General features: G+C 62.3%; 15 protein-coding genes. 5 read left to right on the top strand and 10 right to left on the bottom strand.

What is annotated here, in order from left to right; all coding sequences use genetic code 11:
- The first annotated feature begins 4 nt into the window (after nt 1–4).
- From FXN63_RS15340 to phoU, 5 genes are all read left to right on the top strand, one after another.
- A complete protein-coding gene (locus FXN63_RS15340; protein ID WP_148816106.1) occupies nt 5–424 on the top strand; it encodes a group II truncated hemoglobin in 420 nt (139 codons plus the stop codon).
- Between the two features lie 353 nt (nt 425–777).
- Nucleotides 778–2283, top strand: a complete 1506-nt coding sequence (locus tag FXN63_RS15335; protein ID WP_148819387.1) for a DNA recombination protein RmuC — start codon at nt 778–780, stop codon at nt 2281–2283.
- A gap of 277 nt (nt 2284–2560) precedes the next feature.
- Nucleotides 2561–3196: a pyridoxamine 5'-phosphate oxidase family protein gene (locus FXN63_RS15330; RefSeq protein WP_148816105.1), complete on the top strand. Its 636-nt coding sequence runs from the start codon at nt 2561–2563 to the stop codon at nt 3194–3196.
- 100 nt (nt 3197–3296) lie between these two features.
- Nucleotides 3297–3974, top strand: coding sequence for a ribose-5-phosphate isomerase RpiA (gene rpiA, locus FXN63_RS15325; RefSeq protein ID WP_148816104.1), 678 nt, complete (start codon nt 3297–3299; stop codon nt 3972–3974).
- 114 nt (nt 3975–4088) lie between these two features.
- Entirely contained in the window at nt 4089–4790 is a 702-nt protein-coding gene (gene phoU / locus FXN63_RS15320) for a phosphate signaling complex protein PhoU (RefSeq protein WP_148816103.1), read from the top strand.
- A gap of 93 nt (nt 4791–4883) precedes the next feature.
- Here phoU and FXN63_RS15315 read toward each other — a convergent pair whose 3' ends face one another.
- The 10 genes from FXN63_RS15315 to FXN63_RS15270 form a co-directional block, all read right to left on the bottom strand.
- Entirely contained in the window at nt 4884–5102 is a 219-nt protein-coding gene (locus FXN63_RS15315) for a hypothetical protein (protein ID WP_148816102.1), read from the bottom strand.
- 2 nt (nt 5103–5104) lie between these two features.
- Nucleotides 5105–5614, bottom strand: a complete 510-nt coding sequence (locus tag FXN63_RS15310) for a hypothetical protein (protein ID WP_148816101.1) — start codon at nt 5612–5614, stop codon at nt 5105–5107.
- Nucleotides 5615–5632: 18 nt separating this feature from the next.
- Nucleotides 5633–5836, bottom strand: a complete 204-nt coding sequence (locus FXN63_RS15305; protein ID WP_148816100.1) for a hypothetical protein — start codon at nt 5834–5836, stop codon at nt 5633–5635.
- 218 nt (nt 5837–6054) lie between these two features.
- Nucleotides 6055–6579 carry an L-2-amino-thiazoline-4-carboxylic acid hydrolase gene (locus tag FXN63_RS15300; protein WP_148816099.1) on the bottom strand — a complete coding sequence of 175 codons (525 nt, stop codon included), beginning with the start codon at nt 6577–6579 and terminating at the stop codon, nt 6055–6057.
- 28 nt (nt 6580–6607) lie between these two features.
- Nucleotides 6608–8308 carry an ABC transporter ATP-binding protein gene (locus tag FXN63_RS15295; protein ID WP_148816098.1) on the bottom strand — a complete coding sequence of 567 codons (1701 nt, stop codon included), beginning with the start codon at nt 8306–8308 and terminating at the stop codon, nt 6608–6610.
- Between the two features lie 97 nt (nt 8309–8405).
- On the bottom strand, nt 8406–8837 hold the full coding sequence (locus FXN63_RS15290; protein ID WP_148816097.1) for a PaaI family thioesterase: 432 nt from the start codon (nt 8835–8837) through the stop codon (nt 8406–8408).
- Nucleotides 8834–9871, bottom strand: coding sequence for a zinc-binding dehydrogenase (locus tag FXN63_RS15285; RefSeq protein ID WP_148816096.1), 1038 nt, complete (start codon nt 9869–9871; stop codon nt 8834–8836). Before FXN63_RS15285 ends, FXN63_RS15290 begins: the two co-directional genes overlap by 4 nt.
- A gap of 27 nt (nt 9872–9898) precedes the next feature.
- Complete coding sequence (locus FXN63_RS15280; protein WP_148816095.1) at nt 9899–11413, bottom strand: class I adenylate-forming enzyme family protein; 1515 nt, start codon at nt 11411–11413, stop codon at nt 9899–9901.
- 32 nt (nt 11414–11445) lie between these two features.
- On the bottom strand, nt 11446–12345 hold the full coding sequence (locus FXN63_RS15275) for an ABC transporter permease (RefSeq protein ID WP_148816094.1): 900 nt from the start codon (nt 12343–12345) through the stop codon (nt 11446–11448).
- An 8-nt stretch (nt 12346–12353) separates the two neighbouring features.
- Complete coding sequence (locus FXN63_RS15270) at nt 12354–13322, bottom strand: ABC transporter permease (protein ID WP_148816093.1); 969 nt, start codon at nt 13320–13322, stop codon at nt 12354–12356.
- Nucleotides 13323–13376 lie beyond the last annotated feature (54 nt).

Here is a 13376-nt window from a genome sequence, read left to right as displayed (position 1 = left end):
ACTCATGGCTTTGATTCAACAACCCTTGGAACCGACCGACCACACCCGCAGCGTGTTCGAGCTGATTGGCGGCGAGCCGCAAGTACGCGCGCTGGTCGATCGTTTCTACGACCTGATGGACCTCGAACCCGACTTGCTCGAACTGCGCGCGGCGCACGGGCCGTCGCTGGATAACGCCCGCGACCGCCTGTTCTGGTTCCTGTGCGGCTGGATGGGTGGGCCGGATCACTACGTCAGCCAGTTCGGCCACCCTAGGTTGCGCGCCCGGCACTTGCCGTTTTCCATTGGCAGCGTCGAGCGCGATCAGTGGGTGACGTGCATGGGGCGCGCCATGCAAGACGTAGGGGTCGAGGCCAACCTGGCCGATCGTCTGCTTGCTTCCTTCTTCAATACTGCCGACTGGATGCGCAATCGCGCGGACTGAGGGCGAAACTTCATCGGCCAAGAGCCAGGAGTGCGTCGATGCTGGGTCAATCGGAAGTAGGTATGACCGAATTGCTGTTGTTGGTGGCTGCGGTCACGGGCGTGTTGGCAACCGTCGGTGCCTGGCTTGCCTGGTTCCGGGCGGGCAAGGGCAGCGCTGCACGGTGGGATGCGCTGTTGCAGGGCCAGGAAGCGCTGAACGAAAACCAGCAACGTCTGGTGGAACAGCAGGAACGTCTGGAACGCAGCCTGCGCGAAGATTTTGCGTCGGGCCAGCGCGAATTGCGGCAAGAAACCGCCGACGCTACCCGTGGTCTGCGTGCCGACCTGTTGCAGGCCCTGGCACAAGGGCAGATGGTGTCGAGCAACCGGCAGGCCGATCAGGCCAAGGTGCTGAACCAGCAGTTGGATGGCTTTGCGCAAAACCTGAACACCCTGAGCACCCAGTTGCAGGATCGCTTCGAGCTGCTGCGCAGTTCACTCACGGCGGAATCCAAGACCGACCGCGAAGCCTCGGGTGCTGCCTTGGGCCTGTTTGCCGATCGCCTGTCCGAGAACGTGCGTGCTGTGGGTGAATCCAGCAACAAGCGACAGGCCGAACATGCGCAGGCCGTCAATCAGCAGCTGGAAAGCTTCACGCAAAGCCTGGGTACCCTGACCACGCAGTTGCAAGACCGCTTCGACGCGCTGCGCGGCGCGCTTACCACTGAATCCAAGGATGATCGCGATACCTCGGCCAAGGCGCTGACTGGCTTTGGCGACCGCCTGACTGAGACCTTGAGCAAGCTGAATGAATCCAGCGAGCAGCGGATTGCTGCCGTGCGCGACACGGTCGAATCACGTCTGAAAGACCTGCAAAGCGACAACGCGTCCAAGCTGGAAGCCATGCGCCAGACGGTGGACGAGAAGCTGCACGCCACACTGGAACGCCGGCTGGGTGAGTCCTTCCAGCTGGTGTCGGAACGCCTGGACGCCGTCCACAAGGGCCTGGGCGAGATGCAAAGCCTGGCCACTGGGGTGGGCGACCTGAAGCGTGTGCTGACCAATGTACGTTCGCGTGGCACCTGGGGCGAAGTGCAGCTTGGCATGCTGATCGAGCAGACCATGACGCCCGACCAGTACGGCCGCAATGTGAAGCCGATTCCGGGCAGTGCCGAGATCGTGGAATTTGCGATCAAGCTGCCTGGCCGCGAGCTGGACGGTGTGCCGGTCTGGCTGCCGATCGACGCAAAATTCCCCAAGGAAGAATACGAACGCCTGTGCGATGCACAGGAACGCGCCGATGTCGAAGGCGTGCGCGTGGCCGGCATGGCCTTCGAGCGTGGCGTGGAAGTGGAGGGCAGGCGTATTCAAAGCAAGTACGTGCAGCCGCCGCACACCACCGACTTCGCACTGATGTTCCTGCCGACCGAGGGCTTGTACGCCGAAGTGCTGCGCCGCCCGGCGTTGATGGATAAGCTTCAGGCGCTGCGTATCAACGTGGCTGGCCCCAGCACCTTGGCGGCGTTGTTGAACAGTCTGCAGATGGGCTTCCGTACCCTGGCAATCGAACAACGGTCGTCTGAGGTGTGGAAGGTGTTGGGCGCGATCAAGACCGAATTCCTGAAGTTCGGTGACGTGCTGACCAGCGTGAAGCGCAGCCTGGATGCGGCCAGCAGCAAGATCGGCAAGACGGAAGTGCGCGCCCGCGCGATGCAACGTCATCTTCGTGGTGTAGAGGCCTTGCCCGAGGCCGAGGCGGTAGCGTTGTTGGGCGCGGAACCGAAGAACATTGGTGATGTGGACGGCGAGTCGCCAAATGATGCCGAGTCGCTTGGTGAAGATGAAGATCTGGCCACGATTGGCCGCTCGGGCAAATAAGCTGGCACTGAGAAGCCGGTAATAACAAGCCAGCAATGACAAGCCAGCACTGAACGGATAACCGCGCAAGCAACCGAGCAATCACCAGGCAGGCAACGAAATGCGCAGGGTAATGACCCGTGAGCCCAGTCGCACGTCGACCCGTGACCGAACCCGCGCGCCTGCCCGTCGCTCCGGCCGCCACATGGTCTGCATGGGTCCGTGTTGCAATCCTTCGAGCGCAGTCCCAGCCCCCGAATCTGATACCGGCCCCACGGCCTTCAAGGAGCGTTCTTCCATGCACGGCGATCCAAGCTTCGACATCACCAGTCTAGACACCTTGTTGGCCCGCTTCGGGTCGCCACCTCCGGCATCCCTGTACAAGGAGCTGGACTACATCGACGAGAACTACCGTGCATTGATCGACGCCTCGCCGTTCTTTGCGATGGCCACCCTTGGTGACAAAGGCATGGACTGCTCGCCCCGTGGCGATCCAAAAGGCTTTGTGCGCATCGTGGACGAAAAGACCTTGATCCTGCCCGAGCGCCGAGGCAACAACCGGGTCGACAGCCTGCGCAATCTGCTGGTCGATCCGCGGATCTCCCTGCTGTTCCTGATTCCCGGCGTGGGCGAAACCCTGCGCGTGGCCGGACACGCACGCCTGAGCGCCGACCCGGCCCTGCTGGACAGCATGAGCATGAACGGCAAACCGCCATCGGTAGCCATCATCGTGACGGTGGAACGCGCGTACTTCCAATGCTCCCGCGCAGTGGTGCGCGCCGATCTGTGGAACCCGGCCAGTCAGGTTGCGCGCAACACGCTGCCGTCCACCGGCACGCTGGTCGCCACGATTGCCGCGCGCCGCGACGAACATTTCGACGGTGTGACCTACGACAAGGACCTGGACGAACGCGTCCGCACGACCTTGTATTGATTCACGCAACACCTTAAAACCCAATCCAACCCATGCTGGCAAGCCGTTTCGCAGCGGTCTGCTAGCATGCCGCCTTCTTCGCCTTTTTTCGCACAAAGACATGCTTACGCAGCAGGAACTCAAGCAGCAAGCCGCCGATGCGGCCCTTAAATTCGTGGAAGACGTGGCCGCGCCCGACACCGTGATCGGCGTCGGTACCGGTTCCACCGCCGACCTGTTCATCGACGGCCTGGCCGCTTTCAAGGGCCGTATCCGTGGCACGGTCGCCAGTTCCGAGCGCAGCGCCGCCCGCCTGGCGGCCCTGGGCCTGCCGGTGTTCGATCTGAACGAAGTCGATTTCATGCCCATCTATGTCGATGGTGCCGATGAGATCGACAGCAAGCTGCAAATGATCAAGGGTGGTGGCGGCGCGCTGACGCGTGAAAAAATCGTCGCCTCGGTCGCTGCCCGTTTCATCTGCATCGCAGACGAATCCAAGCTGGTTACTGAATTGGGCAAATTCCCGCTGCCGCTGGAAGTGATCCCGATGGCCCTGGCCTCGGTGTCGCGCATGGTCGTGCGCCTGGGCGGCAAGCCCGTGCTGCGTGAAGGTTTCGTTACTGATAACGGCAATGCCATCATCGACATCCACGGTCTGGCCATTCCGCGCGCCAAGGAAATGGAAACCCTGCTGAACGATGTACCTGGCGTAGTGACCTGCGGATTGTTCGCCTTGCAAGGTGCCAATGTGGCCCTGCTGGCCACCCAGGATGGCATTCGTCGCCTGGATTCACGCTGATCTGACGTCGGCGGCGCGCGAAAACCCCTACACGGGTTTCGTCCGCTGTCCATGACAGACATAATCCTGTCATAAGCGAGTCGTATTCTCGCGTTTTCCTGCATGGAGGGCGGCATGACCGACCACACAAACCGTCAGTTCGACACTGAGCTTGAAGCTGTACGTTCGCGTTTCCTTCAAATGGGCGGGCTGGTCGAGTCGCAGATCGCCGCTGCTGTCGATGGCCTGGCCAACGGCGACCTGGAACTGCTCGAACGCGTTGTCGCACGCGACGACGAAGTCAACACCTACGAGCTTGAGATCGACCAGGCGTGCAACCACATTCTTGCGCGTCGCCAGCCGACCGCAGGCGACCTGCGCATGCTCATCACCGTGGTGAAGATGGTCACCCACATGGAGCGTGCCGGTGACGAGGCCGAGAAGATCGCTCAGCAAGCCAAGCGCATTCACGAAGCCGGCCGCCGCAACATGCCTGCCGTCGAAATCTGGCACATGGCGGCCAGCGTGACCGCCATGCTGCGCCAGGCGCTTGACGCCTTCGCCCGTCTGGACATCCAGGCCGCCGCGCAAGTGGTGCGTCAGGACAAGGGCGTGGATGCCGAATGGCAAGGCGTGATCCGTCAACTGGTCACCTACATGATCGAAGACCCGCGCACCATTTCGCGTTCCATCGAACTGCTGTTCATCGCCAAGGCGCTGGAACGCATCGGCGATCACGCGAAGAACATGTGTGAACTGGTCGTCTACATGGTCAAGGGCCAGGACGTTCGTCACACCGGGCTTGAGAACATCGAGCGCGAAGCGGCATCGAACTGATCGACGCTTGACGTGAAAAAGCCCGGGGCTGGCATGTGAATGCTGGCCCCGGGCTTTTGTTTTTCTGTATGTTTTTTTCTGTGCTTGCCAGCCTCAAAGCGTCCTGGCCAAGATGTACCCCACAGCCGCAAACAGCACCATCACCCCAAGCGTGGCGAACAGCCCTGCAAAACGCACATTACGCGCACGCAGGTGGCGGTATGTCTTCTTGGCCAGCCAGATGCCAAGCGCCAGCACGACGATGCTTATCACCGCGCCGAAGACAAACATGAACATCAGTACCTGCCCAAGGCTCTCGGAATTGATGTACATGTTCAGCGCGCATATCTGACGTTAAGCAACCCAACAGCCCCCGATTGCGAATACTGGGTCTCGCGATTTCCATGCTTCCAGAAAGCCGTGGTGCTAAGCGCACTTTTTTCAAGCGTCTGCGGCGCACCAAGAAATGCGGTCAGTTGATCCAGCAGGCTTGCCGGGCTGGACGTCAGATAGCTGCATGCCTTGTGGCTGTCGCGGCCAGCGGCAATCCAGAACGACAACACATCGTCATCGGGCTTTGCAGACTTTTTCCAGCCCACCGGTGACACCGAGCCGCCGTTGAAGGCAAGGAAGTCCTTGCGCCAGGGTTCAATCTGCGCGTCGCTCATCCGTGCCCAGCCGATGGTGTCGCCCTTGCTGGTTGCTTCCTCGACCGACGGAGATTCGCAGACAGCCAGGATCTGCGCGACGCTGGGTATTGGCGCGGCGGCCATGGCCGACATGGTGCCAGACAGCGCGATGACCATCAGGGCTGGCACAAACAGAAATCTCTTCATCAACAGCATGCAGTGTCCTTGTCAGGGTCAATCCGACCGGATCGCTACCACCAGCAATGCCACAAAGAAGATGGGCATCAGCGAGGCCACCGACAGCACCACGCAGGTCAGCGTGCCTTGTCGCGTGGGCGACCGAATGCCAAACCAGATGAACAGGGCGCTCATGCCGATCGATGCTGCCAAAGCCAGAAACAGCAGCAGGGCGTAGAAACTGGTGGCGACATCCCACATCAAAAAAGCCTTTTGATTGTTGGCGACGGCCATCTGCCAGGCCACTGTTCTTAACAGTCAGCAAGACAGACCCGGCGTTTGATGACGACCGCGATTATCCCTCGTCGAGTCCGCACACCATGTGACCGAGCGTTCGTTTCTTGTGTCCGGGATTTACCGGTTCCGACGATGGTCGCGCCAGCGCATCGTCGGCAGTACAAGCACAGCCAAGCCAATACTCAGCGTTCCTGGGTGTCGTCTTTCGGTGCAGGGCTTTCCGGCTGCGACACGTCCGTCGCGCGATACCGGAAGTTGCAACGCGCCGCCCCGCTCATGATGGTGGTGGTGCGGCTCAGGTCTACGCTGGGGGCATAACCCTTGATGAACTCACTGTCCCGATTACAGGACAGCAGGTGGCCGATCTCGCCCAGGCCCATTTCCTGGTACATCTCGGCATAACGGCAACGGGTCACGTCATAGTCGAACTGCTGGGCGTCGCTTGCATAAACCTCGATGCGCAGCGCATCGTCCTTGGTCCACAAATGCTGCAAGCCGGCGAAGGTGTTCAGGTCGACACGACCACCCGGCTCACGCTCGGCAAACTGTCTGCCGGCTTGCACGGCAGCGCCTGACACCGCTTCGCCAATGATGTCGCCTGCGCGTTCCTTGCCAAGTTCACGCACCAGAATTTCATAAATCGGTTTGATGATTTCGGCTTCGATGCGTCGGCGCGCCAGAATGCCGATGTCAGGGTTGGGGTTCATGGGGTGTCTCCGGTGGGATGCGCTGCGCTCAAGCGGCGCGCGCATTCTCTCGTTGTGCACGGCTGCCGTGCGGAATCGCATCGATCAGGCTGCGTGTGTAAGGGTGGGTGGGGGTGGTCCAGATGCTGGTGTGGTCACCGGTCTCGACGATCTTGCCTGCTTGCATCACCATCACCCGATCGGCAATGTATTGCACCACAGCCAAGTCGTGCGAGATGAACAGGTAGCTCAAGGAAAACTCGGCTTTCAGGTCTGCCAGCAGATTCAGGATCTGAGCTTGGATCGAGACGTCCAGCGCAGATACCGGCTCGTCGCAGATGACCAGTTCCGGCTGCAGGATCAGCGCGCGTGCAATCGCAATGCGCTGCCGTTGACCGCCTGAAAACGCGTGTGGATGGCGTTCTACCGACCTTGTCGGCAAACCCACTGCGTCGATGATGCGCGTCACGCGTTCCATGCGTGCCCGTCGGCTGTCCACGCCGTGGATGACCAGCGCGTTATCCAGGATCTGGCCTACGGTCTGGCGAGGGTTCAGAGACGAATAGGGGTCTTGGAAGATCATCTGGACACGTCGGCGATACGGACGCAGTTGGCGCGTGCCCGCGTGCGTGATGTCCTCGCCGTCGAACACCAGCTTGCCGCTGCTGGTATCGACCAGTCGCATGATGGTGCGCGACAGAGTGGATTTGCCGCAGCCCGATTCGCCGACGAGGCCCAGCGTTTCGCCCCGGGCCAGCGACAGGCTGACGCCTTGCACGGCGTGCACTTGCCGCGTGTTGGAGCGATAGTGCGTGTGTACGTCGATCAGCGACAGCAGCGGGGCCGTCGGTGGTGACAACAACGAGGTCGGTGCATTCGCGCGTGACCCGCCTTGCAAGGTGAATTGCGTGTGGCCGCTCGATGCATCGGTGATCGCGCGAATTTCCGGCAGACGATCACGGCGGTAGTGCAGACCGCTGCCGATGTCCAGGCTGGCGCCCAGCAGGCCACGCGAATACGCATGTGTGGGGGCATCGAAGAAGCGCGCGGCGGGCGCTTCTTCAAGCTTCTTGCCGGCATACATCACCGCCACGCGATCGGCCCATTGTGCGACCACGCCCAGGTCATGGGTGATCAGCAGCAGGCCCATCGACAGCTCTCGTCGCAGCGTGTCCAGCAGTTCCAGAATCTGCGCCTGGATGGTGACGTCCAGGGCGGTGGTCGGCTCGTCGGCCACCAGCAGGCGTGGATGACAGGCAATGGCCGCTGCGATCATGATGCGCTGGCGCTGGCCACCGGAAAAACGATGGGGATATTCATCGATCGCACGCTGCGGTTCCGGCAGACGTACCAAGTCCAGCAACTCGATGGCGCGCGCGCGTGCCGCCTTGGCAGACAGGCCATCATGCTGACGCAGGGATTCCGCAACCTGCGCCCCGACGGTATGTACCGGGTCGAGAGCAGTCATCGGTTCCTGGAAGATCATCGAGATGTGCTTGCCGCGCACCTGGCACAGTTCGCGTTCCGGCAAGGCCAGCAGGTTCCTGCCGTCGACATCGATGCTGCCACTGACGCGTGCCGACCCTGGCAACAAGCCCATGATAGCCAGCGCCGTGGTCGACTTGCCGCAACCGGATTCGCCTACCAACGCCAAGGTTTCGCCAGCAGCCAGTTGCAGGTCCAGGCCGCGCACGGCGTGGTGGCCGGGGAAGGCCACATTCAGGCCCTTTATGTCGATGAGTGTGCTCATGCTTGATTCCTGGGCAGGTGTGCCGTCGGCAAGTGTCGTGCGCGGGGGCGGATTTGCGCCCGCGTATTCGTCCAGACAAAGACCGACGGCAATCTCATCAGCGCCCGTTCTGTGTTGCGTAAGTGACGCGGCCAACCGCCAGCAGCACGTCGGCGTCGTTGTACAGGTCCACGTCCACCAGGCCGACGCTGCGGCCGTTGCGGCGCACGCGTGCCACGGCCTTCACCGTGGCACTGGTGGCCGGGCGCAGATAGTCGACGCGGAAGTTGATGGTGGGCAGCACGCGGCCAATCAGCATGGTGAGCGCGAAGTCACCCACGGTGTCGATGATCGCGGCCAGTGGTCCGCCATGCCATTGGCCGGTACCGGCCAGGCGTTCGAATTCCGGTCGCACTGATGCGACCACGGTAAGTTCTTCTCGTTCCGGGTCAGCCTTGACCACCTTCAGGCCAAGCAGTTGATTGAAGGGGGCTTCGTCAAGCAGGGTCTGAAGCTGTGCTTTGGTCAAGGGCAGGGTCGCGTCGCTCATGCTGCCTCTCTTTGCGCAGCTTGCGGGGCGATCACCAGTTTGCCCAACACCTTGCGGTCTTCCAGGCGCTGCAATGCGGCGCTGGCTTGTTCCAGCGGCACGACGTCGTCCACCAGTGGGTCCAGCTTGCCGTCTTCCACCAGTTTCACGAGCGCCAGCAGGTCTTCGCGGTCCCAGCAGTTGGAACCACGAATCTGCAGCTCGAAGGTCCAGATATAACGGATGTCTTCCGGAGGTGCGTAGCCAGCGGTGGCTCCGCAGGTCAGCAAGCGGCCGCCCAGGCGCAGCGTGCGCAGGGACTTCACCCAGGTGTCGCCACCGGTGAAGTTGATCACCACGTCAACGCCGCCACGGGTCGTGCCCCGATTGCGGCTGGGTTTGCCGTAGCGTTCCTTGATCGCATCAAGAAAGTCCAGCTCGTTGTACAGAATGACGTCGTCCGCACCGAGTTCACGCAGCTTGTCCCCCTTTTCGGCCGAGCCGGCAGCGGCAATCACGTAGGCACCGGCCAGCTTGGCCAATTGCAGGCTGGCAACGCCCACGCCCCCGCTTGCGCCCAGGATCAGCACCTTTTCGCCTGCCTTGATCTGGCCGATGGTGTTGACCATGCGATGTGCTGTGCCGTAAGCCACCGGCAAGGCAGCCGCCTGATCGAACGACACCTTGTCGGACAGGCGCAGCAGGTGGTGCGACGGCACGCGGCACAGCTCAGCCAGGCCGCCGTGTACGTTCTCACCGATCAGCGCACCGGTATCCATGTCCACGGGGTCGACCAGCACGCGGTCGCCCACCGACCAGCCTTCGACGTTGCTGCCGACTTCGATGATCTCGCCGGCCACATCCAGCCCGATGATGGTGGGCAACGGGATTTTGATGCCGGGCATGCCACGGCGCGTGAAGATGTCGTGGTAGTTCAGGGCCGACGCGTGGACACGCACCAGCACGTCGTTGGCACCGATCACCGGATCGGGGAAATCGGTTTCGACACGCAGTTTTTCGGCGTCGCCGTGCTCGCGCAGAACGAGGGCTTTCATGGGGATGGAACTCCTGTAGTGGGGGATTCAGCGGCTCCAGGCCGCCGAGGTTTCTTTGTCGCGCGCGCTGGCCAGCAGCGCGGCGCGGTCGATCTTGTTGGTGCCTGCCCAGGGCAGCTGCGGCAAAAAGGCCACGCGGCGCGGGTGCTGGTAGGCCGGGCCGTGCTCAAGCGCGTGACGTTTGATCTCGTCAAAGCTCAGTTCGGCACCGGGTTGCGGCACGATGAAGGCCACTGGCACCTGCCCGCGTTCCTCATCTGGCAAGGGCAGCACGCAGGCTTCGCGCACCTGCGGATGGCGTTCCAGGAGCTTTTCGACTTCGCCCGGATAGATGTTCTCGCCCGAGCACACGAACATGTCGTCGGCGCGGCCGATGAAGAAATAAAAACCGTTGGCATCGCGGCGCATGACGTCGCCGGCCGTGTACCAACCGTCGTGCAGTACCTTGGCGGTTTGCGCGGGCAGATTGTGATAACCCCGCATCACCGATGGGTTGCGCACCACCAGCACGCCGCTGTTTTCGTCGGGTCCGTCGACCAGCTTCACGTCTCCGCTTGGCAGTGGATATCCCACCGACAGGTCTGGGGTGGGCAGCTTGTCGGGATGCGGCCCGAACACACCCGGGCCGCCCTCGGTCGTGCCATACCAGTTCACGACCGGCGCATGTGGGATGCGTGTACGCAGGCGATCGACCAAGGCCTGGCTCAATGGGGCAGATGCCAGATTGATCAGCCTGAGCGCACTCAGATCAATGTCGGGCGTCTGTTCCAGCTCCTTGATCAGACGCGCGAACATGGTCGGCACTGCCCGCCCGATGGTGACGCGGTATTCGCTCAGCAAGTCCAGGTATTGGCGTGCATTGAACGATGGGACCAGCACCACGAAGGCATTGGTCGCAAACACCGTTTTCAGGAAGAACAGGCCGTTCATGTGGTACAGCGGCTGTGCCAGCAGATAGCGGTCTGCCTCCGGCACCAGCGCAGGGGCTGCAATGCGCAGGGCATACAACTGGCCTTCGTGATTCAGCGGCACGCCCTTGGGCAGCCCGGTAGACCCGGACGTGTAAAGCATCTGGGCAATTTCGTCGGGTGCGGGGCGAACCGATTCAAATGGCCCGGGCACCACCCGTGCTGCAAATCCGTCTGTACTGGTGTCATCGAAACTCAGCGTTGGCACGCCTGCCGGGATCAGTGCCGCGCGCTCGGCGTCGACGAAGGCGAACTGCACGTCGGCATCGTTCAGAATGTGCAGCAAGGCCGCGCGCGGGGCCTTGATGTTGATCGGCACGACGACCAGGCCGGCGCGCATGATGCCGAAGTAGGCCGCGACGTATTCCGCGCGATTCAGTGATGCGATTGCCACGCGCTGGCCGCGTTGCAGGCCTTGTCGCAACAGGAAGCTGGCGATGCCGCCGGCAAGATTGTCGATCTCGGCGTGGGTGTATGACTTGGGTGCGAGCGGGTCCAGCAGATCGACGATGGCAACGCGCGACAGATCGCGGCTGCGGTCGACCAGGTCGCCAAGGTTGTGCCAAGTGGGCATGATGACTCCAGAGATACGTGCGGCCGGGGCCGTCAGGCGTGTTTGTCGAGTTGAGGGTTGAAGGCGTCGTTCAAACCGTCGCCCACCAGGTTCAAGGCAAGGACGGCGAGCATGATCGCCACGCCGGGAATCGCGCAGATGTACCAAGATGTGCGGATTAGCGTTCGGCCTTCACCAATCAGCCGGCCCCAGCTGGCCACGTTCGGATCACCCAGGCCCAGGAAGGCAATGACGGCTTCGAACAGCAACGCGGTGGCCAGCGTGAGTGAACTCAGCACGATCACCGGCGGCAGTGCATTGGGCAGGATTTCCCGGAAGATCAGCCGCAGCCCGCCCATGCCCAGCGCGCGGCCGGCAGTGACGAATTCACGCTCGCGCAGCGACAGGAATTCGGCGCGCGTAAGCCGTGCAATCGACGGCCAGGACACGATGCCGATAGCCAGCGTGATGTTGCCGATGGTCGGGCCCAGGATGGAGATCAGCGTGACGATGAAGATCAGGCTGGGCATGATCTGAAACAGCTCTTGCAGCCGCATCAGCGTGTCGTCGACCCAGCCGCCGTAGTAGCCGGCCGCCGCGCCAATCAGCAAGCCCAGCATGGTGGCAACGGCACTGGCACCCAGGCCCATCAGCAAGGTGGTGCGCGCGCCGTGCGCCATCATCGCGGCAATGTCGCGACCCATGGAATCGGTACCCAGCGGAAAGGCGGCATCGGCAGCTGGCCAGAGTTCGGGGCTGCCGACCATGCGCAGCGGGTCCGAGCCGAACCACCAGGACGCGAGGGCCGCGGTGACTGCCAGCGCCGCCAGCAACACGGCACCGGCGAGTGCACCGCGATTTCTGGCAAACCGTTGCCATGCGCTTGGGGTAGCGGGGAAGTCCTGCCGGGACGCGGCGTTGACCTGCGCAGCGCGATGAGAAACATCAGTCATGAAAAACCTCAACGAGCCAAGATGCGCGGATCGAGCTTGAGATAAGCCAGATCGACCACGGTGTTGATGAGCAGCGTGAACACGGAACTGAGCACCATGATGCCAAGCACCACCGGGTAGTCGCGGCTCATCACGCTGTCCAGCAGCAAGCTGCCGATGCCCGGCCAGCCAAACACCGCTTCCACGGATATCGCACCACCCAGGACGGTGCCGAGCTGCAGGCCCAGCAGCGTCACCACGGGCAGCAAGGCATTGCGCACGGTATGACGCCACAAGACTTGCGTGCCCCGCAGCCCGCGAGCGCGCGCGGCGCGCACGAAGTCCAGGCGGGCGACTTCAAGCACCGACGCACGCATCACGCGGGTATAGGTGGCGGCGTAGAACAAGCCCAACGAGATGGCGGGCAGGGCCAGGTGCCGAGCCACATCGATGGCACCCGCCAGCCCGTCGGTGGCGGCACCCACGGTACGCATGCCACCCACCGGCAGCCAGCCCAGCTGCACGCTGAACAGAATCGTCAGCATGATGCCCAGCCAGAAGCCGGGCGCGGCGAAGAACAGCAAGGCAATCGTCGACACGGTGTTGTCCCAGGCCGTGCGTACGCGTGCCGCAGCCAGTACGCCGGCTGCGCTGCCGGCCACGAAAGCCAGCGCGATGCTGGTGAACATCAGCAACAAGGTAGCGGGCAGGCGAGACAGGATCGCGTCCAGCACCGGCATGTTCTGGCGATACGAATACCCCAGGTCCAGTGTGGCGACCGAGCCGATGTACTTCAGCAGTTGCACGTACACCGGCTGGTCCATGCCGTAGGTGGCGCGCATGCGTTCGATCATCACCGGGTCGGTGATCTGGGCGTCAGACGACATCACATCCAGGAAGCTGCCTGGCGCGAGCTGGATCAGGACGAAATTCAGCACGATCACCGCCAGGATCAGCGGTATCACCTGCCGGACGCGCCGGAAAAGAAGGGATTTCATGAGTTCGGGCTAGTTGTCGCGCAGGCATGGCATGCGGCGACAGGAAAACGGATG

Origin of the sequence: Pigmentiphaga aceris, from assembly GCF_008119665.1 — a bacterium.
Lineage (GTDB): Bacteria > Pseudomonadota > Gammaproteobacteria > Burkholderiales > Burkholderiaceae_B > Pigmentiphaga > Pigmentiphaga aceris.
This window is presented reverse-complemented; position numbering and strand designations above follow the sequence as displayed.